The organism is Kribbella sindirgiensis, from assembly GCF_004331435.1.
In the GTDB taxonomy this organism is placed as follows: Bacteria; Actinomycetota; Actinomycetes; order Propionibacteriales; family Kribbellaceae; genus Kribbella; species Kribbella sindirgiensis.
Map to the genome: position 1 here is coordinate 163,476 of NZ_SJKA01000014.1, position 26,428 is coordinate 189,903.

General features: G+C 68.2%; 25 protein-coding genes. 12 read left to right on the plus strand and 13 right to left on the minus strand.

All coding sequences use genetic code 11. The features are described from left to right. Nucleotides 1–24 precede the first annotated feature (24 nt). Complete coding sequence (locus E0H50_RS32220; RefSeq protein WP_131294682.1) at nt 25–915, minus strand: LysR substrate-binding domain-containing protein; 891 nt, start codon at nt 913–915, stop codon at nt 25–27. 115 nt (nt 916–1,030) lie between these two features. Here E0H50_RS32220 and E0H50_RS32225 point away from each other — a divergent pair, with 115 nt between their 5' ends. From E0H50_RS32225 to E0H50_RS32260, 8 genes are all read left to right on the plus strand, one after another. Then, nucleotides 1,031–2,083 (plus strand): hydroxyacid dehydrogenase, encoded by a 1,053-nt coding sequence (locus tag E0H50_RS32225; RefSeq protein WP_131294756.1) that lies wholly within the window; start codon nt 1,031–1,033, stop codon nt 2,081–2,083. A gap of 18 nt (nt 2,084–2,101) precedes the next feature. Next, complete coding sequence (locus E0H50_RS32230) at nt 2,102–3,244, plus strand: mandelate racemase/muconate lactonizing enzyme family protein (protein ID WP_131294684.1); 1,143 nt, start codon at nt 2,102–2,104, stop codon at nt 3,242–3,244. Nucleotides 3,245–3,252: 8 nt separating this feature from the next. Further along, on the plus strand, nt 3,253–4,563 hold the full coding sequence (locus tag E0H50_RS32235; protein WP_131294686.1) for an ABC transporter substrate-binding protein: 1,311 nt from the start codon (nt 3,253–3,255) through the stop codon (nt 4,561–4,563). Beyond that, nucleotides 4,560–5,507, plus strand: coding sequence for a carbohydrate ABC transporter permease (locus E0H50_RS32240; RefSeq protein WP_238151497.1), 948 nt, complete (start codon nt 4,560–4,562; stop codon nt 5,505–5,507). Before E0H50_RS32235 ends, E0H50_RS32240 begins: the two co-directional genes overlap by 4 nt. Further along, entirely contained in the window at nt 5,497–6,321 is an 825-nt protein-coding gene (locus tag E0H50_RS32245; protein ID WP_131294688.1) for a carbohydrate ABC transporter permease, read from the plus strand. The genes E0H50_RS32240 and E0H50_RS32245 overlap by 11 nt, the downstream gene beginning before the upstream one ends. Beyond that, nucleotides 6,321–7,094 (plus strand): sugar phosphate isomerase/epimerase family protein, encoded by a 774-nt coding sequence (locus E0H50_RS32250; protein WP_202868422.1) that lies wholly within the window; start codon nt 6,321–6,323, stop codon nt 7,092–7,094. The genes E0H50_RS32245 and E0H50_RS32250 overlap by 1 nt, the downstream gene beginning before the upstream one ends. 31 nt (nt 7,095–7,125) lie before the next feature. Further along, entirely contained in the window at nt 7,126–7,581 is a 456-nt protein-coding gene (locus E0H50_RS32255) for a carboxymuconolactone decarboxylase family protein (RefSeq protein ID WP_131294692.1), read from the plus strand. Between the two features lie 73 nt (nt 7,582–7,654). Then, a complete protein-coding gene (locus tag E0H50_RS32260) occupies nt 7,655–8,005 on the plus strand; it encodes a YciI family protein (RefSeq protein WP_131294694.1) in 351 nt (116 codons plus the stop codon). A 523-nt stretch (nt 8,006–8,528) separates the two neighbouring features. Here the strand turns inward: E0H50_RS32260 and E0H50_RS32265 are convergent. From E0H50_RS32265 to E0H50_RS32285, 5 genes are all read right to left on the minus strand, one after another. Continuing rightward, the gene (locus tag E0H50_RS32265; protein WP_238151498.1) at nt 8,529–9,344 is read right to left on the minus strand and encodes a carbohydrate ABC transporter permease; all 816 of its coding nucleotides are present in this window, start codon (nt 9,342–9,344) and stop codon (nt 8,529–8,531) included. 74 nt (nt 9,345–9,418) lie between these two features. Further along, a complete protein-coding gene (locus tag E0H50_RS32270) occupies nt 9,419–10,354 on the minus strand; it encodes a carbohydrate ABC transporter permease (protein ID WP_131294698.1) in 936 nt (311 codons plus the stop codon). 14 nt (nt 10,355–10,368) lie between these two features. Beyond that, entirely contained in the window at nt 10,369–11,655 is a 1,287-nt protein-coding gene (locus E0H50_RS32275) for an extracellular solute-binding protein (RefSeq protein ID WP_202868423.1), read from the minus strand. Between the two features lie 89 nt (nt 11,656–11,744). Continuing rightward, on the minus strand, nt 11,745–12,794 hold the full coding sequence (locus tag E0H50_RS32280) for a LacI family DNA-binding transcriptional regulator (RefSeq protein ID WP_131294700.1): 1,050 nt from the start codon (nt 12,792–12,794) through the stop codon (nt 11,745–11,747). Nucleotides 12,795–12,838: 44 nt separating this feature from the next. Next, nucleotides 12,839–13,546: an SDR family NAD(P)-dependent oxidoreductase gene (locus tag E0H50_RS32285; RefSeq protein ID WP_131294702.1), complete on the minus strand. Its 708-nt coding sequence runs from the start codon at nt 13,544–13,546 to the stop codon at nt 12,839–12,841. A 47-nt stretch (nt 13,547–13,593) separates the two neighbouring features. On the opposite strand from E0H50_RS32285, the gene E0H50_RS32290 reads away from it, so the two are divergent. Continuing rightward, nucleotides 13,594–14,139 (plus strand): MarR family winged helix-turn-helix transcriptional regulator, encoded by a 546-nt coding sequence (locus tag E0H50_RS32290; protein ID WP_131294704.1) that lies wholly within the window; start codon nt 13,594–13,596, stop codon nt 14,137–14,139. A gap of 82 nt (nt 14,140–14,221) precedes the next feature. Next, entirely contained in the window at nt 14,222–16,483 is a 2,262-nt protein-coding gene (locus E0H50_RS32295; RefSeq protein WP_131294706.1) for an ATP-binding cassette domain-containing protein, read from the plus strand. Here E0H50_RS32295 and E0H50_RS32300 read toward each other — a convergent pair. The 6 genes from E0H50_RS32300 to E0H50_RS32325 form a co-directional block, all read right to left on the minus strand. Continuing rightward, nucleotides 16,472–17,461 carry a winged helix DNA-binding domain-containing protein gene (locus tag E0H50_RS32300; protein ID WP_131294708.1) on the minus strand — a complete coding sequence of 330 codons (990 nt, stop codon included), beginning with the start codon at nt 17,459–17,461 and terminating at the stop codon, nt 16,472–16,474. The genes E0H50_RS32295 and E0H50_RS32300 overlap by 12 nt on opposite strands. A gap of 194 nt (nt 17,462–17,655) precedes the next feature. Continuing rightward, nucleotides 17,656–18,441, minus strand: a complete 786-nt coding sequence (locus tag E0H50_RS32305) for an SGNH/GDSL hydrolase family protein (protein WP_131294710.1) — start codon at nt 18,439–18,441, stop codon at nt 17,656–17,658. 197 nt (nt 18,442–18,638) lie between these two features. Continuing rightward, nucleotides 18,639–19,412 carry an energy-coupling factor ABC transporter ATP-binding protein gene (locus tag E0H50_RS32310; RefSeq protein WP_131294712.1) on the minus strand — a complete coding sequence of 258 codons (774 nt, stop codon included), beginning with the start codon at nt 19,410–19,412 and terminating at the stop codon, nt 18,639–18,641. Further along, nucleotides 19,409–20,167, minus strand: coding sequence for a cobalt ECF transporter T component CbiQ (gene cbiQ, locus E0H50_RS32315; protein WP_131294714.1), 759 nt, complete (start codon nt 20,165–20,167; stop codon nt 19,409–19,411). The genes E0H50_RS32310 and cbiQ overlap by 4 nt, the downstream gene beginning before the upstream one ends. Continuing rightward, a complete protein-coding gene (locus E0H50_RS32320; protein WP_131294716.1) occupies nt 20,164–21,183 on the minus strand; it encodes an energy-coupling factor ABC transporter permease in 1,020 nt (339 codons plus the stop codon). The genes cbiQ and E0H50_RS32320 overlap by 4 nt, the downstream gene beginning before the upstream one ends. Before the next feature lie 45 nt (nt 21,184–21,228). Further along, the gene (locus E0H50_RS32325; RefSeq protein WP_131294718.1) at nt 21,229–22,587 is read right to left on the minus strand and encodes a dihydrolipoyl dehydrogenase family protein; all 1,359 of its coding nucleotides are present in this window, start codon (nt 22,585–22,587) and stop codon (nt 21,229–21,231) included. A gap of 121 nt (nt 22,588–22,708) precedes the next feature. On the opposite strand from E0H50_RS32325, the gene E0H50_RS32330 reads away from it, so the two are divergent. After that, a complete protein-coding gene (locus E0H50_RS32330; RefSeq protein WP_131294720.1) occupies nt 22,709–24,214 on the plus strand; it encodes a PstS family phosphate ABC transporter substrate-binding protein in 1,506 nt (501 codons plus the stop codon). Between the two features lie 10 nt (nt 24,215–24,224). Beyond that, nucleotides 24,225–24,968 (plus strand): metallophosphoesterase, encoded by a 744-nt coding sequence (locus tag E0H50_RS32335; RefSeq protein WP_131294722.1) that lies wholly within the window; start codon nt 24,225–24,227, stop codon nt 24,966–24,968. A 328-nt stretch (nt 24,969–25,296) separates the two neighbouring features. On the opposite strand, the gene E0H50_RS43195 is transcribed toward E0H50_RS32335, so the two are convergent. After that, on the minus strand, nt 25,297–26,428 hold a 1,132-nt coding region (locus E0H50_RS43195; protein WP_165547370.1), incomplete at its 5' end, for an HNH endonuclease signature motif containing protein.

Consider the following 26,428-nt stretch of genomic DNA (forward strand, 5'->3'; position numbering starts at 1 on the left):
GTACGAATTAGAGTTCGCTCTAGGTCAAGTCGCGAGATGCGGGTCCAGCCGCAGCGATTCGGCCAGACGCTGCAGGGCCGGGTTCGGATTGTCCGGGCTCCAGCACGCGTGCAGGGTGACCGAGTGCGCGTCGGCCGCGTCGAGTTCGCGATAGCGGACGCCTTCGACGCCCATCGCCATGATGGAGCGCGGGATCAACGCACACCCGAGGCCGGCGCGGACCAGCGCCAGCATCGTGGGCACCTGCGACGCCAGCTGGCTGACGGCGTAGCGATCCATGCCGATCATCGCCGCGCAGATGTCGTGCAGGTACTGCGATCCCTCCGGGCTGTACCCGATGTAGTCGTCGGTCACGTCCACCAGCGACACCGCCCGGTCGCCCACCGCCAGTGGATGCGCGGCGGGTACGGCGAGGACCAGGTCCTCCGAATGCACCAGCAGCGACTCGAACTGCGCCGGGATCGGCGGGCGCACCAGGCCGAGGTCGATCTCCAGATTCGCCAGTGCCTCGAACTGTGCCGGGCTCACCAACTCGGTCAGCTCGGCCGTCACCCCGGGCGTCCGCTTCCCGACCATGGTCAGGAAGTCGGCGAGTACGGCGTACGCACCGATCGCGGTGAAGGCGAGGCGGAGCGTCCCGGTCGTCCCGTCCGCGGCACGCCGGGTCGCCTCCGGTGCGACTTCCAGCAGCGCCAGCACCCGGCGGGCGTGCTCGAGGAAGACTCCCCCGGCCGCCGTCAGCCGGACGCCGCGGCCGGTGCGATCGAAGAGGCGAACGTCGAGCGTGCGTTCGAGGCCCTGGATCTGGCGGGTCAACGGCGGCTGGGTCAGGTTCAGGCGCTGGGCGGCCCGGCCGTAGTGCAGTTCCTCGGCGACGGCGACGAATCCACGGAGTTGCTGGAGCGACACGTCCATGGCGGCCTATGCAAGCACGGTATCGGTCCATACGTAAATAGGCTTGGACCGGCATAACGGAAAGCGCCTACCGTCGGAGTCACGTCCAGCTGAAGGAGCTTCCACGGTGTCGAACATGGTGTCGAACACGGTGTCGAATCCCGCGCCCAGACTTGCCGCGCTGATGTCCCCGGAACGTGCCGACGACGTGGTCGACGCGGACGCTCGCCGGTTGCTCGAGGACCGCTTCGAGGTGGTGTGGGCCGAGCCGCGACACACCGTCGGCGAGGGATCGCTCGCGAAGCCGCCGGCGCTCGACCCGGCCGCCGTCGCCGAGCTGGCGGCAGGCGCGGACGTACTGCTGACCAGCTGGGGTACGCCGCACCTCGGCAAGGAACTGTGGGCCGACGGTAACGGCCCGAAGGTCGTCGCGCACGCCGCGGGCACCGTGAAGAACCTGATCGACCCGGTCATCCTCGACCAGGGCGTCGGGGTGTTCTCGGCCGGTCCGCGGATCGCGTGGTCCGTCGGCGAGTACTGCCTGGCGTCGATGCTCACGCTGGCCCGGCGGCTCGCCCGGTTCGACGGCGCGGTCCGCGGCGGCGGGTGGAAGCAGACGGCGTATCGCGGGCACGAGCTGGCCGGCGCGAAGGTGGGGATCATCGGCGCGAGCAGTACGGCGCGGGCGCTGATCATGCTGCTCAAGCCGTTCGGGTGCGACGTGGTCGTGTACGACCCGTACCTGAGCGCCGAGCGCGCTGCGGAGCTCGGGGTCCGGCTGGCCGAGCTGCCGGAAACGGCCGAGAGCGCTTTCCTTTCGATCCATGTGCCGAACGTGCCGGAGACGAAGGGCATGATCTCGCGCGCGCTGATCGAGCGGCTTCCGGACGGCGCGGTCGTGATCAACTCCTCGCGCGGTCCGGCGATCGAGCAGCAGGCGCTGCTGGAACATGCCGTCTCCGGGCGGATCTACGCGGCGCTCGACGTCTACGATCCGGAGCCGCCGACACTGGCCGAGAGCGCGCTCCGCGCGGAGAACCTGTTGCTCACACCGCACATCGCCGGCGACACCGCCGAGGGTCATCTCGCGCTCGCGGGCTACGTGCTGAAGGACGCCCTCCAATGGCTCGACGACGGCACCCGCGGCCCGAGCTTCGTCGACCCCACCCTCTGGTCCATCGCCGCCTGACCGAGAGGACCGATCATCATGTCCCGCATCACTCAGGTCGAGGTCTTCGCGGTCGCGGTGCCGTTCGCGCGCCGGTTCGTCCTCGGCAGCGGCGCCGTCGGTTCACCGGACGCCGCCCCCGACCAGGCCGGCGCGGTGATCTTCGTGAAGCTCACCACCGAGGACGGCGTGGTCGGCTGGGGAGAGCAACGAGCGCTCCCCAGCTGGAGCTACGAGACCGCCGAGACGATGGCCGTCGTCATCCGCCGCCACCTCGCCCCGATCCTTCTCGAACTCACCCCGTTCGACGTCGAGCTCTTCCACCAGCGCGCCGCCAAGCGCCTCAGCCCCGCGGTCTCGAACGGCTTCCCGTTCGCCCGCGCCGCCGTCGACGTCGCGATGCACGACGCGGCCGGCAAGCTCGCCGGCGTGCCCGTGCACGCGCTGCTCGGCGGCAAGATCCACGACGAGATCCCGCTCTGCTCGGCCATCGGGGTCGGGGACCAGGAGACGGTCCGCGAACACGCACTCCAGTCGTCGGACTATGCGGGGTACAAGGTCAAGATCGGCGGCGACCTGGACGCGGACACGGCCGCGATCGAGACCGTCGCGGAAGTTGCCGACGGCAAACCGCTGTGGCTGGACGCCAACCAGTCCTACCGCCCGAGCGCCCTCAAGCAGCTGCAAGACCGCATCAACCACATCCGGACGGTGCATTGCGTCGAGCAACCCGTCCCGAGCACCGACACCCTCGCGATGCAGCGGGTGCGCGAGCTCATCGGCCTCCCGGTCGCCATCGACGAAGGCAGCTTCTCCGCCCAGGACCTCGCCCGCGCGATCCGCTTGAACGCCGCCGACCTGGTCGTGGTCAAGGTCTGCAAGTCTGGCGGCCTGCGGAACGCCCTGAAGACCGCCCAGACAGCGCTGGCGGGCGGCGTCGAACTGCTCGCCAGCGGCCTGACCGACTGCGGAGTCGCGTTCGCCGCCGCGCTGCACGTGTTCAGTCAGCTCGAGCTCGCCCTGCCCGCCGAACTCAACGGGCCGGAACTGCTGACCGATCTGTACGTGGACGGGCTGAGCATCACCAAGGCCGTCGCAACGGTCCCCACCGCCCCTGGACTGGGCGTCGAGGTTGACGAGGAGCGCATCCGCGCCGAGTCGATCGACCTGCTCTATCGGTGAGGAGAACCATGAGGACCAACCTGACCCGCCGCAGGTTTCTCGAGCTGACCGGCCTGGCCGGTGTCGGGGCCGTCGCGGCCGGATGTTCGTCGGGGCCGCCGGACGGCACCGCCACCTGGGCGATGTGGTCGAGCAGTGCCGCCGAGAAGAAGGTCTGGGAGGACTTCGGCAAGTACGTCGAGCAGCAGCTGGGCGTGAAGTCCGTGGCCACCTTGACCCCGTCCAGCGGCTACCCGACGAAACTCGACCTGCAACTCGTCAGCGGTACGGCGAGCCTCGTCACCGCGCTCAACGGCACCCTGATCCCGACGTACGCCGCGCGCGGGGCGCACCGGCCGCTCGACGACCTGATCGCCGCCGACCCCGACTTCGAACTCGACGACTTCTACGACACCAGCCGGAAGATCTCGGGCTTCAACAACAAGACGTACGCGATCGGGTTCGACGTCGCCCCGACCGTCATGTACTACAACAAGGACCTGCTGAAGAAGCAGGGCATCCCGTTGCCGTCCCGCACCGAACCGATGTCCTGGGCAACGTTCCGCGACCTCGCCAAGCAGCTCACGAAACCCGGCGAGCAGTACGGCTTCACCTGCGCGCCGGCCATCGACGACCTGGTGTCATGGGTCTACTGCGCAGGCGGGAACGTGATGAGCGCCGACGCGAGCCGCAGCGCGCTCAAGGACCCCGAGGCGATGGAGGCGCTGCAGTTCGTCATCGACCTGTTCGTGAAGGACAAGGTCACGCCGCCGATCAAGAACCTGGTCACCGAGAGCTCCCTGTCCAACTTCATGCAGGGCAACGTCGCGTTCATGCAGAACGGGCCGTGGCAGGTCGTGAACGCCCGCAAGGCCAAGTTCGACTGGGACATCATCCCGTTCCCGGCCGGCGCGAACGGGAGTACGCCGCGGGTCTCGGGATCCAGCTTCGCGATTCCATCGGGGGTCCGCGAGGGCGCCGAGCTCGACCTCGCGTGGAAGCTGCTCAAGACCCTGACCAGCACCGGCGCGCTCGACATCTACGCCAAGGCCGGCCGCAACAACCCGGCCCGGCTCAGCGCCGGCAGCGCGTTCCAGCCGCCGCCCGACAATCTCGGGATCGTCCAGGACATCCTGGCCGGCAAGATCGCCGGCGGCCACGCCTTCGACGTCACCACGAACTGGAACCAGGTCAAGCAGCTGCTCGGTCAGGATCTTCCGCGCACGTTCCTCGGCCAGGTCGGCGTCGCGGAAGCCATCACCGGCCTGACGCCGCGCCTCGACGTACTGATGCGGCAGCATCTCGACACCGTCCGCCAAGCCACAGGCAGGAAGGGGTGAGCACAGTGGCCATCGAGACCGCACCGGCCATCACGACACCGGCACAGACCAGACAAGCCCCGCCGCCGCGCTGGCGCAGCCGGGAGGCGCTCACGGCATGGCTCTTCATCCTGCCCAGCCTCATCGGCTTCCTGATCTTCACCGCCGGACCGGTCCTCGCCGCGGGCGTCATCTCGCTGCTCAACTGGAACCTGTTCAGCGCGCCCACCTGGGCCGGCGTGCACAACTTCGCCCGCCTGGGCCCCGACCCGACGTTCTGGTCAGCGCTCGGCAGTACGGCGTACTTCACGCTGGTGAGCGTCCCGCTGACCATCCTCGTCAGCCTGCTGCTCGCCCTCCTGCTCAACTCCGGGCTGCGCCGCATCGCCGTCTTCCGCAGCCTGCTCCTGTTGCCGTACGCAACCATCACGGTGGCGGTCGCGTTCGTCTGGATCTGGCTCTACATCCCGCACGACGGCCTGGTGAACGCCGTGCTCGGACGGTTCGGCATCACCGGCCCGGCCTGGCTGATCTCCGACACCTGGGCGATGCCCGCGCTGATCCTGATGAGCGTCTGGAAGAGCTTCGGCTTCGGCATGGTCGTCTTCCTCGCCGGCCTCCAGGCGATCCCGCAGCAACTGTACGAAGCGGGCCGGGTGGACGGTACGTCGCCGTGGAAGAGCTTGCGGCACATCACGCTGCCGATGCTGTCCCCCGCGCTGTTCTTCGTGATCGTCACGTCGGTGATCGGATCGTTCCAGGTCTTCGACCAGGCGCTGATCATGACGAACGGCGGCCCGGGTACCCGCACCACCACGCTGGTCATGTACATCTACCGGACCGGCTTCGAGAACTACGACCAGGGATACGCCGCCGCGCAGTCGCTGGTCCTGTTCGCGTTCATCGTGATCATCACCGCGGGCCAGTTCCTGTTCCAGCGGAAGTTGGTTCACTATGACAACTGAGATCCGGCGCAAACTCATTGTCTTCACCTGCTTCCTGGTCACCGCGATCACGCTGGTCCCGGTTGTCATGATGGTGCTCGTCGCGTTCCAGTCAGACGGCGAGTCGATGGCCGCGAAACCGTCGTTCTGGCCGAGCAGCTGGCATCCCGAGAACCTGACCCGCGCGTTCGAGCTGGTCCCGCTCGGCAAGTACCTGCTGAACACGATCTACTTCGCCGCCGGTACGACGCTGCTCGAAACGGTCACCGCGGCGCTCGCGGCGTACGCGTTCGCGCGGCTGAGCTTCCCCGGCCGCAGCTGGCTGTTCGGTATCTACCTCGCGACGCTGATGATCCCGTCGCAGGTGACGCTGATCCCGCAGTTCGTGCTGGTCGCGAAGCTGCACGGGATCGACACCTGGCCGGGCATGATCCTGCCGCACGCGTTCACCGCGATCGGGGTGTTCCTGCTCCGGCAGTTCTTCCTCGGTATCCCGCGCGACTACGAAGAGGCCGCCCGGCTGGACGGCGCCAACCGGTGGCAGGCGTTCGTCCGCGTCATCGTGCCGCTCGCGGTGCCCGCCATCGCGACGCTGGCGGTGTTCAAGTTCATCGGGCAGTGGAACAACCTGCTGTGGCCGTTGGTGATCTCCAACAGCGACGCGACCCGGACCGCCTCGGTCGGCCTGCAGGTGTTCCAGGACACCAACGGCACCCAGTGGAACCTGCTGTTGATGGCGGCCACCGTCACCACCGTGCCTCTGATCATCCTGTTCTTCCTTACCCAACGCTGGTTCGTCCGTGGCATCACCATGAGTGGCCTGGGAGGTCGTTGATGTATCTGTGGTCCGTCTTCACCAAACCCTGGCTCGGGTTGCCCGGTGACGAACTCGGCCGGCTGATCTCCGGACTCGGGTTCGCCGGCGCCGAGGTCCCGGTCCGCGACACGGCGTACGTGACACCGGCGAGCGCCGAGGCCGAGCTGCCGAAGTTCACCGCCCAGTTACGGGCCGAGGGCATCGAACCGATCAGCGTCGCGAGCGACCTGTCCGAGCAGGTCTTCGCCGCCTGCGCGGAGTCCGGCGTCCCGATGATCCGGATCATGGCCGACCTCGGCCTCGACGGGTACGCCGCCTCCGTACGGCGCAACCGCGAGCTGCTCGAGGACGCCGCAGTACTCACCGAGCGGTACGACGTACAGGTCGGGGTGCAACCGCATCACGGGCGATACGTGTCGTCGACGCTCGGCGTACTGCAGTTGCTCGACGGGCTGCCCGATCGGTTCAAGCTCGTGTGGGACGCCGCGCACGACGCGCTCGCCGGTGACCATCCCGCGGTGACTTTGGAGCTCGGCGCGGACCGCCTCGGCATCGTCAACCTGAAGAACGTGCATTACCTCCGGACGGACGGCGCCTGGAAGACAAACTTCGTCGAGGCCGAGGAAGGGCTGTCCGACTGGTCCGCCGTGTTCGCCGCGTTGCGGCAACTGCAGTGGAGCGGCCCGATCTGCCTCACCGCGCAGTACTCCGCGGGGCCTGTCGAGGAACGGCTGGAAAGAGATCTGCGGTTCGCTGTCACATCCGCCGCGCAGCATCCGTCAAGGGAGTGAAAAGCAACCAAACCCTGATGGAGAAGCGATCATGCAAGCACGGATGACCAACCCCGCCATGGTTCTGCCCGACGCCACGAAGGGCATCCAGAACATCTACAAGGCGATCGGGCAGTCCGGCACCGACGGTACGACGCTCGAACTCGTGCACCTGCGGGCCAGCCAGATCAACGGCTGCTCGCCGTGTGTGTTCGGCGGCGTCAAGTCGGCGCTGAAGAACGGCGAGACCGACGAGCGGCTGCACCAGGTCGCCGCCTGGCGGGACTCCGACCTGTTCACCGACGCCGAGCGCGCGGCCCTCGAGATGACCGAGGCCGCGACCCGGCTGGCCGACAACCCGACCGCGGTCACCGACGAGATCTGGAACGCCGCCGCCGACCACTTCGACGAGAAGGAACTGTCGGCGATCATCCTGATGATCGGCCTCACCAACCTGTTCAACCGCCTGAACACGACGGTGCGGGCTCCGGCCGGTGCCACCTGGTGACAACTATCGTGAGCCCCGGATGTCGAGAAGACGTCCGGGGCTCCGACGTATCCCGGTGAATGGAGGCAAGCCAATGAAATACATGCTGCTGATCTACGGGAATCAAGAGACCTGGGACACCCTGCACGCCGCGGGCATCGCCCAGGTGATGGAACAGCACGGCAAGCTCATCGACGAACTGAAGACGCGCGGTGAGCACGTCGACGACAGGCCGCTGACCATCGCCAACTCGCGCGTGGTCCGGGTGCGGGACGGCGTACCGACGGTGACGGACGGGCCGTTCACCGAGGCGAAGGAAGTGCTGGCCGGCTACTACCTGGTCGACTGCAGTCTGGAGCGCGCGACCGAGATCGCCGGACGGCTGCCGGAGGCCCCGTACTCCCCCATCGAGATCCGGGAGTTCACGGACCCGACGGAGGGCTAGCCGTTGAACCTGTCCAGGGACTTGCCGGCCTCAGCTGGGCGTTGGACACCTGAGACCGGCGAGTCACTGACTCAGACCGCTGACGCTAGGGTGACCCCACCTGAGGCGGGTTCGTCACCCATGCCCCGGCCACCTCGGACGTAGACGGTAGTGCCGGGCGCCGGCGCGGTGTCACCGTCGCCGAGTCGTAGCGTGGTGGTCAGTCCGTTGCTCAGTCTGAGCAACGCCACGCGTCGCGGCCGCACCGACGGAATCGACGAGTTCACCTCGTGGATGCCGGTACACACCGCCGGTTGGATCGCAGCCCGCCCGAGTCCCGCGTTGCCGTGACTCCTCACATCACGGCACTGCTCGGCGAGCCTACTCATCGCTGACACACTTCCCCCTTCTCATCGTTACTCTCCCCGAGTGATAGATCAGGCAACCCTCGCTGAGAGTGACGACGTTTTCAAGGGATGGTGACCGGAATCCCGAGTGCCGGAATCCCTGTCCAGCCTGTGTTGCCGGCCTTCACCGGCCGCCGTTACTGACCACCGAAGCCAGTGGTAGCAATGCCCTTGATGATCTGGCGCTGGAAGAACAGGAACACCACGACCAGCGGCAGCGCGGCCAGGATCGCGGACGCCATGTTCTGCGCGTACTGCAGCCCGTAGGCGCTCTTCACCGTCTGCAGGCCGACCGGCAACGTCATCAGGTCCGCGTCCGTGGTCACGATGAACGGCCACAGGAAGTTGTTCCACGCCCCGATGAACACGAAGATCGCCACCGCGGCGAGGATCGGCCGCGACAACGGCAGGACGACCGACCAGAACACCCGCAGCCGCCCGGCGCCGTCGACCCGGGCCGCGTCCTCCAGCTCGACCGGGATCTGGTCGAAGAACCGCTTGAGAATCAGCACCATCGCGGGCGCGAACGCCTGCGGCAGGATGATGCCCCAGTACGTGTCGACCAGGTTGAACGCCAGCATCTGCCGAAACAACGGCACGATCAGCAGCTGCGGCGGGATGATGATCGCCGCGATGATCGCGGCGTACAGCAGCCGCTTGCCCTTGAAGTTCACCCGCGAGAACGCGTACCCGGCCAGCGCCGACGTGGCCACCGTGACGAAGGTGATCGCCACCGACGTGATCAGGCTGTTCCACGCCCACGACGGGATGTCGCCCGCCGACAGCACCTTGCGGTAGGCCTCGAAGCTCAACCCGTCCGGCGGGCTCAGTGTGATCTGCGACGCACCGGCGTCCGCCTCGCTCTTCAACGACGTGAGCACCGCCCACGCGAACGGCACCAGCCAGGTTACGGCCAGGACCGCAAGCACGAGCAGCGCGGCAATTCTGGACACGCTCCAGGGGTTTTCGCCTGGCTTGTGCGTTTGTTTGATGCCCCGGCTGATTCCACGGCTCAAGGTGTACGTGCTCATGCGGCGCTCCTGCGGTTGATCAGCTTGTACTGCGCCAGCGACACCAGGACGATGAGCGCGAAGAACAGGTACGAGATGGCCGACGAGTAACCGAACCGGTAGCCGGTGAAGCCGGACTCGTAGATGTACTGCACGATCGACCGCGTCGTCCCGGCCGGACCGCCGTTGGTCAGCATGTAGATCTGGTCGAACACCTTCAGCGACGCGAGGATCTGCAACGTGACCAGCAGCGCCGTGGTCGGCGCCAGTTGCGGGATCACGATCGAGAACAGCTGCCGCCACTTGCCCGCGCCGTCGAGCGCCGCGGCCTCGAACTGCTGCTCGGGAATGTTCTGCAGCGCCGCCAGGTAGAGCAGGAAGTTGAACCCGATCGTCCACCACAGCGTGGTGACCACGACCGAGATCATCGCCACGTTCGGATCCTGCAGCCAGGCGACGGGGGCGATCCCGAACTCCGCGAGGACGCCGTTGACGAGCCCGAGCTTCGGGTTGTACATCCAGCTCCAGAACATCACCACGACGGTGGACGCGAGCAGGTACGGAAGGAAGAACGACAGCCGCCACAGCCAGCGCCCCGGCAGGCCGAGGTTCACGAGCAGTGCGAACGCGAGCGACAAGACGATGAGCGGGACCGTGCTCAGCACCGTGAACCACACCGTGTTCCCGAGCGACTTCCACATGTCCGGGTCGCGCAACGCGTCCGCGTAGTTCGAGAAGCCGACGAGTCCGCTCCCCGCGCCGGTCAGCGTCTCGCCGGTGAAGCTGAGGTACAGGCCGTAGATCGCCGGCACCACGAGAAAGAGCACGAACAGTACGGCGAACGGCGCCGCGAACGCCCAACCCGCCAGGGTCTCGCCGCGTTTCGCGCGAGCCTTGCCCTGAGCGGTGACCTGCTCCGCCGTCGCAGGCGGAGTGTCGATTGCAGTAGACATCTGTGCCTCCTCTCTCACACCGGCTGCGGACGGTCGAGCAGCTTGTTCAGCCGGGCGACGAAACCGTCGAACCCGGCCGCTGGATCACCACTGCCGAGGAACACGTTCTGCACGTTCTCGGCGAAGTAGTTCTGGAAGTCGCTGCCCGCGCCGCTGAACCACACATCCGGGTCGTAGTTCACGTACGCCGGGATCCCCGCGTAGTTCGACTGCGGCTTCAGCGCCTGGTACTCCGCGCTCGTCGCGACCGGCTGGTACGCCGGGATGTGCCCGCCGCCGGCCCACTTCACCGACCGCTTCAGCAACTCGGCCACCATTGTGTACACGTGCTTGCGGCGCTCCGGCGACACCTTCGACTGCCGCGGCAGCACGAACGAGTGCGAGTCCGCGTACGCCGCCTGGGTCCCGAACATGGTCGGGATCGGCACCGCGTCGACGGGCAACTTCGCTTCCTTCAGGACCGGGAGCTCCCACACCCCGCCGAAGAACATGCCGCTCTCGCCGTGCAGGAACTCGCTGGTCGCCGTACCGCCGTCGCCGCTGCGCGAGGCGATCGTGTCGTTGAGCAGCGACTGGACGAAGGTCAGCGTCTGCACCGCGGCGTCCTTGTCCACCTGAGCCTTCTGCCCGGGCACCAACGTCATCTCGGCGCCGGTCTGCTTGTAGAGCGTGTACCAGAGCCGCCACATCTGCGCGCCGTCACCGAGGTAGCCGTACGACAGGCCGTGCTTCCCGGTGACCTTCTGCAGCTTGGTCGCGACCTCGGTGAACTCCTCCGGGCTCTTCAGCGAGTGCAGAGCCTCCGTGACACCGGCCTTCTCGGCGTGATCGGTGTTGTAGTAGAGCACGAACGGGTGCGTGTCGAGCGCGATCGCGTACAGCTTCCCGTCGTACTGGCACTTCTCCCAGACGCGGGCCGGGAAGTCCTCCTTGCGCAGGCCGGCTTCGGCGAGCAGGTCGAGATCCCACGGCTCGAGCAGGCCGCCGGGCGCGTAGCCGGCGATCCGGGAGGCGTGCATGATCGCCACGTCCGGAGCGCGGCCGCCGGCCGACGCCATCGCGAGCTTCGTGTAGTACGGCGGACCCCAGGCGAGCACCGTCTGGGTCGTGCGAAAGCCGAGGTTCGCGGCGTTGACGGCGTCCACCAGGCCTGCCATCACCGTCCCGTCACCACCGGTCAACAGGTGCCAGTAGTTCAGGTTCGCTGCCGACCCGCCGGGCGCGCACCCGGCGAGCAACCCACCACCGGCGAGCGCTGCTGCGGATTTCAGCAGCGTACGCCGGGAGAAATGTTCAGTCATACGGTCTCCTTCGCGGATCGACCGAATGATTACATCGTTGGAACAGCGCACACAAGACTTTCATGTTGAGTTTTGTGGGAAACCGCTTGTTAGCGTGTAGTGCTGGCGCGCACCACGACGCGATGCGGGATCATCACCCTGCGTGGCGGCGCGTCCTTGTCCGCCATCCGCTCGGCCAGCAGGTCGAGGGCCGCGGCGACGAACTCACGCCGGTCGAACGCGATCGTGGTCAGCGGCGGGATCATGAACTGACTGTCGAGGATGTTGTCGAACCCGGCCACCAGCGTCTGCTTCGGGACGTCGACACCCGCGCTCCACAGTGCGGACAAGGCGCCGGAGGCCAACGTGTCGGTGAAGCAGAAGAACGCGTCCGGCAACTCGTGCTCGGCCAGGTACTTCCCCACCACGGTCGCGGCGCCCTCGGGCCGCCAGCGGTCCAGACTGATCTCCAGGCTCGAATCGATCGGTACGCCGGCCTCTTCGAGCGCCTGGCGATATCCCGCGGTCCGCAGCCGCGACGCCGCCGTCCCCGGGGATTCGGCCGAGCCGCCGAGGACTCCCGCGCCGCTCGAGCCGCGCGGGACCTCCGGCGTACCGACGGCCGCGATCCGGCGGCAGCCCTGCGCCAGCAGGTGCTTCGTCAGGTCCCGGGCGGCCGCGACGTTGTCGATCGCGACCTGGCTCACCACGTCCTGGTCGACGTCACCGATCAGCACGAGCGGCGGCAGCGGGCCGGCCGTCATCACGGCGCTGTCGTCGAGGTTCACCGGGTTCAGGATCAGGCCGTCCACGAGGTACGCGCGGGCCTTCGAGAGCAGCTCGAACTCGCGCTTGGGCTCGGCCGCGGTCTGCTCGATCTGCACACCCCAGCCGCGCTCGTGGGCGAGCTCGACGACCAGATGGACGATCTCCGCGGAGTACGGCCGGAGCAGGTCGGGCAGCGCCAGCGCGATCATGCCGGAGCGGCCGTTGCGCAGACCGCGGGCGCTCATGTTCGGCACGTAGTCGAGCTCGGCGAGCGCGCTCTCCACCCGGGCGCGGGTCTCGGGGCGTACGAAGACGACGCCGTTGATCACGTTCGACACCGTCTTCGGCGACACCCCGGCGAGCTTGGCGACATCTTTGACGGTGGGACGCATGCCGCCCATTGTCACACCTGGCACACGTTGTCACGCAGCGTGGACTACCGCGTCACCAGGGCGCCGCCGTTCACGTGCAGGACCTGACCGGTCAGGTGACGGCCGGCCGGTGAGGCGAGGAAGTGGATGGTGCCGGCGATGTCGTCGACGTGCCCTTCGCGTTTGGTCAGCGTCGCCTGGAGCAGAGTCTCGCGACGCTCGCCGGTGAGCCGGCCCTGGAAGAACTCGGTGTCGGCGGTGAAGCCCGGCGCGACGACATTGGAGGTCACGCCCTGCCTCCCGAGCTCGGTCGCCGCGTCGACGTTCCACATCGCCAGCGCGGCCTTCGAGGCGCCGTACGAACCGGGTCCACGGGCGCCGGCGATCGAGCCGAGATGCACGACGGCGGTGCTGAGTCGTGGCGCCAGGGCCGTCGTCGTCAGGACCGCGCTGATCAGGTTGGCGTCGAGGTTCGCCAGCCAGTTCGCCTTCAGTTGCGCGAGATCGCCGTCCGGCCGGCCGAAATCGGTGTTGCCGCCGGCATTGTTGACCAGGACATCGACCCGCTCGGGCAGCTCGTCCAGCAGCCGCTCGACCTGGGCCGGGTCAGTCGCGTCGCACGCCACTCCCCTGGCTCCGAGATCCGCGGCGGTCTTCGCGAGTACGTCGGCGCGCCGCCCGGTGATCACCACCTCGTCACCGTCGGCACGGAACCGCTCCGCGGTCGCCCGCCCGATCCCGGTCGCTCCCCCGGTCACCACGATCGTCCTCATCGCCACACCCTCACGTTTAGCTCTAAATATTTAGGTCTAAACGTACCATGGGTCCCGTGGCCGACACCTATCCGCTCGATGCCCCGAGTCCGTACCCCGCCGCCGAGATCGCCCGCGCCTGGCAGCGCGAGCGCCCCGGTACGCCGACCGACTCGATCGAAATCGTCACTCCCCTGTGGCGGCTGGCGAAGCTGTTCGCGGACGACCGGCGCCGGGTGCTGGCGGACGCCGGCGTCGACCCCGCGACCCTTGATCTGCTCAGCGTGCTGCGGCGTGCGGGCACGCCGTACGAGCTCAGTACGCGCGAACTGTCCCGCCGAACGCTCGTCACCGCCGGGGCGATCTCGCAGCGGGTCGCCCGCGCCGAGGACAGCGGCCTGGTCACCCGGCGATCCGCCGGCGACGGGAGCCGCGCGGTCGTCGTCACGCTCACCGAGGCCGGCCACGATCTCATCGAGCGAACCGTCGACCAGGTCCTCACGCGGGAGTCCGAACTGGTCGCATCCCTGTCCCCCGCCGCACGCACCCAGCTCGCGGGACAGCTCCAGGATCTGCTCGACGAGGTCGCACGGGTGGCGCGCAAACCTTCCTGACGGCGTTGAAGGTTTGCGCCCCTTGCCAGGAGGCATCCCCGGAGCAAAGTTCGTAAGGGCGGTTCAATGAGACCATTGAAGGATGCTTCCTGCTGACAGTCACGACGTCATCCAGGTGCGCGGCGCCCGCGAGAACAACCTCAGCGGCGTCTCGCTCGACATCCCCAAACGCCGGCTCACCGTCTTCACCGGAGTCTCCGGCTCCGGCAAGTCCTCCCTCGTCTTCGACACCATCGCCGCCGAGTCCCAGCGGCTGATCAACGAGACCTACACCGCGTTCGTGCAGAACTTCATGCCGAGCCTCGGCCGGCCGGACGTGGACGCCCTGCGGAACCTGTCCGCCGCGATCATCGTCGACCAGGAACGGATCGGCGCCAACGCCCGCTCCACCGTCGGTACGGCGACCGACGCCCACACCATGCTCCGGGTCCTGTTCAGCCGCGCCGGTACGCCGTACGCCGGGCCGCCCTCGGTGTTCAGCTTCAACCGGGCCGAAGGCATGTGCCCGGTGTGCGAAGGCCTCGGGCGGACCACCGAGTTCACCCTCGACGAGCTCGTGGATCGCGAGAAGACCCTCAACCAGGGGCCGATCAAGGCCCCCGGGTACTCGGTCGACACCTGGCACTGGCAACTCATGGCGCAGTCAGGTCTGTTCGACCCAGACCTGCCGCTGAAGGACTACCCGGCCGAGACCTGGCAGCAGTTCCTTTACCAGGAGCCGATCAAGATCCGGGTCGGGAAGAGCAATCTGACCTTCGAGGGCCTGATCACCAAGCTGAAACGGCAGTACCTGAGCAAGGATCCGCAGTCCATGCAGAGCCAGGCGCGGGCGTTCGCCGAGCGTGCGATCCGCCAGGAGACCTGCCCCGAGTGCCGCGGCGTACGACTCAACGCCGAGGCCCGGAGCGTGACCGTGGACGGGCGGACGATCGGTGACTGTTCGGCGATGCAGATCAGCGATCTCGCCGAGTTCGTTGCCGGGGTCAAGCATTCGGGCGTCGGGCCGATGCTGGACGGGCTCCGGCAGCTGCTCGAGTCGTTCGTGACCATCGGTCTCGGGTACCTGAGCCTGGATCGGGAGTCGTCGACGCTGTCCGGCGGCGAGGCGCAGCGGGTGAAGCTGGTGCGTCATCTCGGATCCAGCCTGAGCGATGTCACCTACGTCTTCGACGAGCCGACGGTCGGCCTGCATCCGCACGACATCCAGCAGATGAACGACCTGCTCCTGCAACTGCGGGACAAGGGCAACACGGTGCTCGTCGTCGAGCACAAGCCGGAGACGATCCGGATCGCCGACCATGTCGTCGACCTCGGTCCCGGCGCGGGGCTGTCCGGCGGGCGGCTCTGCTACGCCGGCGACGTCGCCGGTCTGAAGACGTCCGGGACACTCACCGGGCAGTACCTCGATCACCGGGTGACCGTCCGGGACGACGTACGGCGGCCGACCGGGAAGATCTCGATCGAGCACGCGACGCTGCACAACCTGCGCGACGTGAGTGTCGACGTACCGCTCGGCGTCCTCACAGTCGTCACCGGGGTCGCGGGATCCGGGAAGAGTTCGCTGATCCACGGCTCGCTGGCGGGACGGGACGGCGTGATCATCGCCGGTCAGGAGCCCATCCGCGGGTCGAAGCGGAGCAACCCGGCGACGTACACCGGGGTGCTGGATCCCATTCGCGCGGCGTTCGCCAAGGCGAACAAGGTGAAGCCGGGGTTGTTCAGCGCGAATTCGGTCGGTGCGTGTCCGACCTGCAAGGGCATCGGGCTGGTGTATACGGACCTCGCGATGATGGCCGAGGTCGCGTCCGTGTGCGAGGACTGCAACGGCGCGCGGTTCACGGCCGAGGTGCTCGGGTACCGGCTGCGCGGCAAGAACATCAGCGAAGTACTGCGGATGACCGTGGCCGAGGCACGGGAGTTCTTCACAACCGGTACGTCGCGGACGATCCTGGACCGGCTGGCGACGGTCGGACTCGGGTACATCGGGCTCGGGCAACCGCTGACGACTCTGTCCGGTGGCGAACGTCAGCGGCTGAAGCTGGCCATCAACATGGGCCGGACCGGGTCGATCTACATCCTCGACGAGCCGACGACCGGGCTGCATCTGGCCGACGTCGACAAGCTGCTCGGCATGCTCGACACCCTCGTCGACCAAGGCAACACGGTCATCGTCATCGAGCATCACCAGGCGGTGATGGCGCACGCCGACTGGCTCATCGACATCGGGCCGGGAGCCGGTCACGACGGTGGTCAGGTCGTCTTCACCGGGACGCCCGCGGACCTGGTCGAGAGCAGCCCGACGATCACTGCCGAGCATCTCCGCGAGTACGTGTCAGTGGCCTGAGAAACGGTTGATGTCCACGAGCTCCTGGGTGAGGTCGGCTGGTTCGAAGAGGTCCACCGCGAGGGTGGCGTGCGTCCACGTGCCGATGGGGCGTCCGGCTCGCACGATGGCGGGCCGGAGCATGCCGCCGCCCGGGAAGATCGATTTCGGCAGGTCGACGTGGCGGTTCTGATAGCCGAGTAGGTAGGCGTCGAACTCACCCAGGAGTCGTACGTCGTGGCAGCCGGGCAGATCGTCGACGGCGTGGGCTTCGGTGGCCTCGATCTCGAAGGAGGTCGTGGCCACCGCGTCCACGGCCTTGCGGGCGAGCGGCACCGGAAGGCCGGACCAGGTGGCGAAGTCGCGGGCGGTGGCCGGGCCGTAGGCGGTCAGATAGCGGCGAGCCAGGTCCTCGGGATCGCCTTCGAGGACCAACGGCTTGCCCAGCCAGTCGCGGACGGCGACCCAGGTCTCCCCGGGTCCGTAACAGAGGCGTCCGAGCAGGCCGGTATGCCGGATGAGCGCGTACACCGCCTGTCCTTTCGGCTCCGCGATCAGCCCGGCGCGGACGAGTACGTCGGCCAGCTCGGCGCGGTTGCTCGGTCCGTGCGCGAGCAGGTGATTCTCGAGTACGTCAGCGGCCTCGGCGCGGATGCGGTCCGGCAGGCCGAGTTCGCCGTACCGGCGTTCGGTGTCCTTGATGAGTTTCGGGCCGAGCAGGCCGAGCAGCGGGCCGGCGTCCTCGGTCGCGACGAGTTGGAGGGTGCCGCGCATGAACCAGCCGCGGATCACGGAGCGGTCGGCTTCCTGGGCGGTCGCGACGTCGGCGAGCGTGGTCGCGGTCGATCGGGCGCGGACGGCGTACGCCGCTCCTCGCCAGGTCTGCGCCTGGAGTCCCCCCGTCCGGCGCACGACGTCGGCCACCCCTCCGGGGCCGGCCTCGTTCACCGGACGCGCAAGGCAGTTGGCCTGCATCCTGGCCGCCAGTAACCAGTCCACAGACCTCCGCGCCACCTCAGCATGACACCACGAACCGGCCCCGTCCGCATCTCCAAATTTGCCTGGCCGGCCCACCAATTTGCCTGGCTGACCCACGAATTTGCCTGGCTCACCCACGAAATGGGGGGTTCCCCACCCGGAATGCGGGTCAGGAACCCCCCATTTGGTGGGTCAGCCAGGGAAATGCGGCTCGGTCAGAGGGCGGGTTGGACCAGGTCGGCGTACGCCGCTTGGCCGGTCACGTTGGGGTGATAGGACTCGCTGACCGGGTTGGACAGGCCGTTGATCCACTCGGGGCTGCCGCAGACCGCGTGGCCGATGAACTTCGACGTCGGGTTCACGAAGGTGAAACCGGCCGAGTTCGCCGAGGCCTGGACCTTCGAGTTCAGCAGGTCGGCGGTCGCGTTCAGCTTGGTCATCTCGTCCGGGCTGAAGAAGGTGCCGGCGTTGCAGTCGGTGCCGTTGAACAGCCGCGGGTACCCGACCACCACGACCTTCGCCGACGAGGCGCGGCTGCGGATCGACGAGTACAGGCTGTTCAGCCGGCCGGGCAGGGTGTTGTTGATGATCGCGTTGGCGTTCGCGACGGCACTCGAGCAGTCGCCGAGCCTCGAGGGTTTCGCGCACTCGGTGATCACCGACGAGAACCCGGCGTCGTTGCCGCCGACCTGGACGGAGACGATGTTGGTCGAGCTCGTCACCGACGACAACTGGTTCGCGGTGACGTCCGCGACCCGCGCGCCGGAGCAGGCCACGAACGTGAGGTTGGCGCCGATCCGGACAGCGTCGATGTAGGCGTACGCCTTCGTCGAGCGCTGGCAGGACCCGCTGCTCTCGATGTAGGTGCGGGTCCCGACACCGGAGGCGTAGGAGTCGCCGAGGGCGACGTAGTTCGGTGCCGCGGCGTGCGCGACACCTGGGCTGAGGAGCATCGCGGCGCCGAGGGCCGCGGCGGAGAGCAAACTGGCGAATGACTTCATGGGGGCGGACCGCCTTTGCCTGAGCGGGAGGTAGCGACTGAAGTACTTAACGTCACCTTCCCCGACCGGCGAGTAACAAACAAGATCCTGGTAACAAATTCACCGTGGATTCCAGGTGACCGTCACCAACTGGACAAACCCGGTCCCGTCGGCAGCGGCTAGCACCGACGTGACGTCGACGGTGACCGCGGTGATCTTCAGGCACGCTCCGGACCGGGGACGGACAGCGGATCGAAACCGTACGGGAGCTCGAGCCGGTGCCCGGCCATCAGATCGGCGTCGCCGAGCAGGTCACGGGTCTTGCCGTCGGCCACGATCCGGCCGCCGTCCATCAGCAGGCTCCGCTCGCACAGTTGCAGCGCGTACGGCAGGTCGTGGGTGATCATCAGCAACGTCACGTCGAGCCCGGCAAGGATGTCGGCGAGCTCGCGGCGGGCCGCAGGATCGAGGTTGCTCGACGGTTCGTCGAGGACCAGTACTTCGGGGCGCATTGCGAGAACCGTGGCGACCGCGACCCGGCGGCGCTGACCGAACGACAGGTGGTGCGGGGCGAGGCCGGCGTGGTCCTGCATACCGACCTGGACCAGCGCCTCGTGGACGCGGTCGTCGAGTTCCGAGCCCCGCAACCCGAGGTTCGCGGGACCGAACGCCACGTCGTCGCGGACCGTCGGCATGAACAGCTGGTCGTCGGGATCCTGGAACACCAGCCCGACCTTGCGCCGGATCGCCGCGAGATGCTCGCGATGGACAGCGGTGCCGCCGATCTGGATCCGGCCGCTGCCGGTGCCGCCGGCGACCGAGCCGAGGATGCCGTTCAGGTGCAGCACGAGGGTGGTCTTGCCGGCGCCGTTCGGACCGAGCAGCGCGACCCGCTCGCCGCGCTCCACGGTGAAGTCGACGCCGAACAACGCCTGCCGCCCATCGGGATAGGCGAACACCAGCCGCTCGACCTGAATCGCAGGACCGCTCACAAGCTCACCACCCTAGCCGCGACCGCGATCGCCACCGCGGCCAGGGAGATCGCGAGACCCTCCAGCCACTGCGTGCGGGTAGCGCCCGAGACGCTCAGCAGCGGCATCTGTCCGGTGTAGCCACGCGAGCGCATCGCCAGATGGACGCGCTCGCCGCGCTCGAAGCTGCGGACGAACAGGGCACCTACTCCCCCGGCGACCGCCTTCAGATGACCGACCTTCCCGCCGTTGTACCCGCGGGACTCCCGAGCGACCCGCATCCGGTGCAGGTCGTCCGACACCACGCTCAGGTACCGAACCATGAACGACAGGATCGCCACCAGGGTCGAAGGCAGTCGCAGCCGCTCGAGCCCGGCCAGCAGGTCGCGCGGCGCGGTCGTCGCCGACAGCAGGATCGCCGCGATCACGCCGAGCGTGCCCTTCGCCAGTACGTTCCAGGCACCGAGCACACCCGACTGAGACAGGTGTAGCCCGAGTACGTCGACCTGCGGGCCGGTCGCGACGAACGGCAGCAGTAACGCGAACACGATGAACGGGGTCTCGACCGCGAGCCGTCGCGACACCACGGTCGCCGGAACCTTCGCCACGGCAACAGCCGCGACGAGCATCACGGCGTACACGCCGAACGCCCAGAAGATCGCGGCCGGGGTGGAGACGACGGCGAGCACGAACACGAACAGCGCGACGAGCTTCACCTGCGCCGGGACGCGGTGCACCGGACTGTCGACCGCGACGAGCAGCCCGTCCCCACTCATGACGCTTTGTTGGTCCGGAGCGAGGCAAGCTTCGCGATCGCGAGGCCGACGACGATCGTCACCAGTACGCCGATGATCCCGGCCAACGCGCCGGACACCTGGGCGTTGCCGATGCCGTGGACGCCGTAATCGGCCAGCGGACTGCCCGCGACGGCCGAGCTCTTCGCGGCGCCCTCGAACCCGAGCTTGGCGCCGACGAACTCGAGCCCGTCCGGGTGCGCGCTCGCGAACAGGCTCAGGCCGCCCGCTACGAGCAGCGTCACCGCGATGCCGACACCGAGCGATCGGCCGGCCGGCTTGGCGGCGATCGGCCGGTCCGGCGAGACCGTCGAAGTGTTGCCGTCGGCATCGACCAGCACGAGGTCCTGCTGCAGGTGCCGGGCGGCGTACACAAGATCAGGGCGGGTCGCGACGACCGCGCTGAGCACCGCGGCCGTGATCACGGCCTCGCCGATGCCGACCAGGATGTGCCAGCCGACCATCGCGGTCGCGAGTTTGCCGAGCGGGATGTCAACCGCGCCGCCGATTGAGTACAGCCCGGTGAAGGCCAGGGCCGCGACCGGGACCGACACCAGCGCGCCGACGGTCGCCGCGGGTACGACGCTGCCGACCCGGCGCGGCAGGACCTTCAGCAGCGCCCGCGTCAGGAAGTACCCGACGAGCACGGTGATGAGGCCCATCAACGTGATGTTCGTACCCAGCGCCGTCAACCCGCCGTCGGCGAACAACAGCCCCTGCACCAGCAGCACCGTCGACATCACCAGGACCGCGGTCCACGGCCCGACCAGTGCCGCCGCGAGCGCACCACCGAGCAGGTGGCCGCTGGTCCCCGCGCCGACCGGGAAGTTCACCATCTGCACCGCGAACACGAACGCCGCGGTCAGCCCGGCCAGCGCCGGACCGGTCTCGCGGAGCTCACGGTTCGCCCGCTGCAGGCTGAAGCCGACCGCCCCGGCCGCGATCAGGCCGGTGGCGACGGAGGTGGACGCGTTGAAGAAGCCGTCAGGAACATGCACGCGAATATCTTGATCTTCTTGCGACCCGATCGCAACAAGAACCTCCTACAACGGCCGGAGAGCCTCACCGATCGCGCGGTGGAACGTCGGATACGCGTAGATCATCTGACGCAGAGTGCTCACCGGTACCGCTGCGTGTACCGCGACCGCCAGCGCACTCAGCACCTCGCCGCCGGTCGGGCCCGCGCTCGTCGCCCCGACCAGCACGCCCCGGTCGGCGTCCATGACGACCTTGATGAACCCCTCGTTGCCGGCCTTGTGGATCCAGCCGCGGGTCGAGGCCGGGATCGGGGTCGACCCGGTCCGTACGTTCAGCCCCGCGTCCCGGGCCTGCTTCTCGGTCAGCCCGACCGCCCCGATCTCCGGGTCGGTGAACGTGACCCGCGGCATCGCGTGGTAACTCGCGGTCGGCGCATCCGCCTCCTGCAGGATGTCGCGTACGGCGATGTCGGCCTGGTACATCGCGTTGTGGGTGAACGCGCCGACCCCGGTGACGTCGCCGACCGCCCAGACCTTGTCGCCGGCGCGGACGTGCTCGTCGACCTCGACCCGCCGCGCCGACGGGTCCAGACCGAGCTTGTCCAGGCCGAGCTCCGCGGTGGCCACCCGCCGACCGGTTGCCACCAGCAACTTCTCGCCGCGCGCCGTCGCCCCGTCCGCGAGCGTGACGGTGAACGTGCCGTCGGCGTACCCGACCTGCTGCGCGTGTGCGCCGAGGCGGAAGGTCACGCCGTCGCGCGCCAGCGCCTCACGGGCCAGCTCGCCCGACTCCGGCTCCTCCATCGACAGCACCTCGGGAGCACCTTCGACCACGGTGACCTGGACGCCGAAGCGCGCGAACACCTGCGCCAGCTCCATACCGATCGCGCCGCCGCCCAGCACGACCAGCGACGTGGGAAGCGTCTCGGCCTCGATCGCCTCACGGTTCGTCCAGTACGGCGTACCGGCCAGCCCGTCGATCGGCGGGACCGATGGGACCGTCCCGGTCGCGATCACGATGCCGCGGGCGGCCTCGTACTCGGTGTCGCCGGCGCGGACCGTGTTCGGGCCGGTGACGGTGGCAACGTCCTTGATGACCGTGGCGCCCTTGTTCACCAGGCGGTCGACGGCGACCTGGTCGTTCCAGGTGTCGGTCGCCTCCTCGCGGATCCGCTTGGCGACCGGCGCCCAGTCCGGCTGCACCGTCGCCGTACCGGCGATGCCGTCGACGCGACGGGTCTCCGCGATCAGGTTCGCGGCGCGAATCATCATCTTGCTCGGGATGCACCCGTAGTACGGGCACTCGCCGCCGACCAGGCGGGATTCGATCCCGACCACGCGCAGCCCGGCCTGCGCCAGCCTCCCAGCCGTCTCCTCCCCGCCGACCCCGAGCCCCACCACGACGACATCAACCTGTTCAGCCATGCCGCCCAATCTCCCAGAGCAGCCCGGACCGGCCAAGTCTCCACCCGGCGCGTCATCGCACCGTAAGCAGCCGTTCACCACCGGCCACTAACGTTCCGTCCTCGTAGAAGTGAGGACAAAGTTGTTCGATTTCTCTGAGCTCGGCACCATCGATCTCGGCACCGTCATCGCCCTCGTCTCACTCCTCGGTACGTCGATCGTGTGGCTGCTCGACCGGTACCTGTGGCGCCGCAAACGACTCGTGTACCGGGTCCAGGTGGACGCGCAGATCGGCGTCCACCCGCGCCAGGACCGCGCCCGCGAGATGGTCGACATCGAGGTCGTGCACCAGGGCCGGCCGGTCCAGGAGCCGAGCATCGTGCTGCTCCGCGTGGACAACGCCGGCACCGACATCGACGCCCGCGACATGCAGGGCGAGGTCGAGTTCAGCTTCCCGGGCCGCAAGATCGTCCGGATGAAGGTGGTCGAGTCGCATCCGCCCAAACTCGGCGACCTGATCGAGAAGGACCTGAAGCCGGCCGAATACGTCGACACCGACACGATCACGGTGCCGAAACTCGCCATCAACCGCGGCGACCACTTCAAGTTCCTGCTCGTGCTGTCCGGGAAGGGCAAGGAGGTCAAGCACTCCGGGTACCTGGCCGGCGGGGCGAACGGCGGTGTCTACCACGAGCCGCGGCCGCGCGGACCGGGTCGCCGTACGCTCATCTTCGGCGCGACGACGCTGGTGCTCGTCGGCGCGTTCGTCGCGTTCTTCCTCGTCGACGTACTGCAGCCGCCGGACAACTGCTCGTCGGGGCAGCTCCGGGTCAGCGGGTCGACCGCGGTGGAGCCGACGATGACCGAGCTGCGCAGCGCGTACGCGAGCGAGTGCTCACAGGCAGACATCGTCATCGCGTCCAACGGCAGCCTGCGCGGCGTCCAGGACCTCGCGAGCCTCGGGGCGAAGGACCCGGCCGCGGCGAGCAAGGTGATCGCGATGTCGGACGGGCCCGCGCAGGATTCGCCCAGTCTCAACGGCGAGGCGGTCGCGGTCGTCGTGTTCGCCGTCGTCGTCAACCGGTCGGCCGGTGTCACCGGACTGACCGCGGCCGAACTCCGCGACATCTACACCGGCAAGGTCACCAACTGGAACCAGCTCGGCGGTGAGAACCTGCCGATCCGGATGGTCAGCCGGGTCGGCCCCGACTCCGGCTCGCGGCGGGTGTTCCGGGAGAAGGTGCTCGGCGGCGTCCAGGAGCTGGGGATCACGTCCGACGACTGCCGTCGCGACGACGACGCGGCCGCGGCGAAGTACCACCGGTGCGAGGTCGGTACGACGGACGAGCTGCTGACCCGGGTGAACGAGATCGACGGCGCCATCGGGTACGCCGAACTCGGCACGGCACGGAGGTTCCCGGAACTCGCCGCAGTCACGATCGACAGCGTCGTACCGGACACGTCGAAGGTTGCGGACCGGTCGTACAAGTTCTGGGAGGTCGAGCACGCGTACACGTACCAGGCACCGGACGCGAAGTCGCTGACCGCTGCATTTCTCGACTACATGCGCTCCACGCAGGCGCGGCCGATACTGGAGCGCGGCGGGCTGGTGCCGTGCGGTGAGCTGCCACCGGGGTTCTGCGGCTAATGTGCTGAACATGTACGTGATCGCGCACCTCAGTGACCCGCATCTCGACGGCTCCGAGGAGGCGCGGTCGCGGCTCCGGAAGATCACGTCGTACGTGCGTGAGTCGTCGGTGGACGTCGTCCTGGTCAGCGGCGATCTCGCCGACCACGGACTGCCGGCCGAGTACGACGAGCTCGCCGGCGAACTGTCCTTCGACGTACCGGTCCTGGTGCTTCCCGGCAACCACGACGTCAGCACGCCGCTGCGGGCCGGGCTCGACTCCTTCGTGACATCGGACGGCGATGCGCACCCGGTGCACCAGGTGCATGAGGTCGGCGCCGCGCGCTTCGTACTCGTCGACACCACCGTCCCCGGCGCGGACCACGGTCTGCTGTCGGCGGAGTCGCTGGCGTGGCTCGACGGTGTACTGCGGGAACCGTTCGACGGGCCGGTGTTCGTCGCGATGCATCACCCGCCACTCGACCTGTACCACCCCGTCATGGACCAGTGGAAACTCGAGGACCGCGAACCGCTCGCCGAGGTCCTCACCGGCAAGCCCATCACGGCCATCCTCACCGGCCACGTCCACAACGCCATCGTCACCCACTTCGCCGGCCACCCCGTCCTAGGAGCCCCCGGCATCCGCTCCACCGTCCCCCTCCCCTTCGAACCCACCACCGACTCGGTAGTAGACCCCCAAGCCCACCCCGGCCTCGCCTTCCACGCCTATACCGCCGGCGAACCCCTCCAAACGATCTACAGATACCCCCGCTGACCGTTCACGAAGGCGCCCTTACCCGCGATGTAGGCCTGGCGGTCCTTGGGAAACCTGCGGGCCAGCAGGGCTGGGGTACGTCGGACTACGCCTGGAGGCGCGCTGCGTCTAGCCGTGTCGGCGGATGTCCGGCTGGACGGCGTCCCCAAGCCGAGATCAGCGGCGCGAGGGTCAGGCCGGCATGCACCAAATCGAACGTCCCGGCTCCGGGGCGGATCAGCGGCGACGGAGGCGATCACTCAGGCCAAGGGCGTTGCCGGCAGCAAGTCGAGCGCACCGGGAGGTGGCTTGCCAATTGGCTCATCACAGGCCCGCAGCGGTACCTCGGTCAGCCGGCGGACCATTCGCATCGGACCCATTGAACGGCGGCTTGCGGCGACACCGGATGCGTGCCGGTGTAGTCGACGACGAACCGGAACCCGTGCGGGCTGACCCAATCAACCGCACCGCTGGGCAGACGCCGACTCCGCCACCCACCGAACGTCTTCGCACGGTGATGGATCCGGGTCAGCGGTATGAGGTTGTCGGTGGTCGTTTGGCCCGGTGGACCAGCACGCTCGTACGGCGCGATGTGATCCTGATCCATCCGCACCGTAGCCTCGGCCCCGCCGAACGGGAACATGTCGACCGGGTGCTGGAGTCTGACGCGTTCGCGGATCCGGTCGGGGATCTCGTAGCTGTGGACGCTGACCTGGTCCTGGAGGTCGATCACCGGCTTCACGACGATCTGGTCGTGGCCGAGAAGCTCGCTCAGCTGGCTGGCGAGTAGCGGTCCGAGTTCTTCGACCCGCAGCACACCGTTGCCGGTAGCAAGCGTCCGGTCGGTCAAATGCACGTACAGGGTGTGCCGGTTCCGCTGCCCACTCCCCGCCCCAAGCCCGTCGCGGTATGCCTTGCGCTTGATCGCCGCGAGCCGAGCCGGCAGCGCACCGGCCAGCACCCGCCGCGTGAACGCATCCGCGTCATCCACGTCCCCCGTGCACTCCGCGTCTCCCGTGTGGCCCGTGTCTCCCGGGTCGTCTCCGCTGTCGTGGTGGGACGGGGCGGTGTCGCACGGCGTCGGTTCGTGCTCGAAGTCGGTGCAGTCCAGCACATCCGGGTCGCCCCAAGCAGCATCACCAGCACTATCAGCACCACCGTCACCGACCGCACCGTCCGAGGCCGCACCGCCCGAGGCCGCGGCCGCGGCGTTCGGGGGCGCGGGGTGCGGGGGTTCTTGGGTGGGTTGGGTTCGGGCGAGGTAGCGGGCTACTTCGAGGAGTTGGTGGGCGGCGGCGGGGTCGGAGATCCAGCCGAGGGCTTTGGCGCGGCGCTGGTCCAGGTCGTCGGGGTCGCCGAGGATCTTCAAGGCACGCGCGAGATCGTCGATGGTGGCGTCGAAGCGGATCACGTCACCGGCGGCGGCGCGGACCCAGATTTGCTTGGTGCCGTGGTCGTCGGACGGGGCGACGAACACGCCC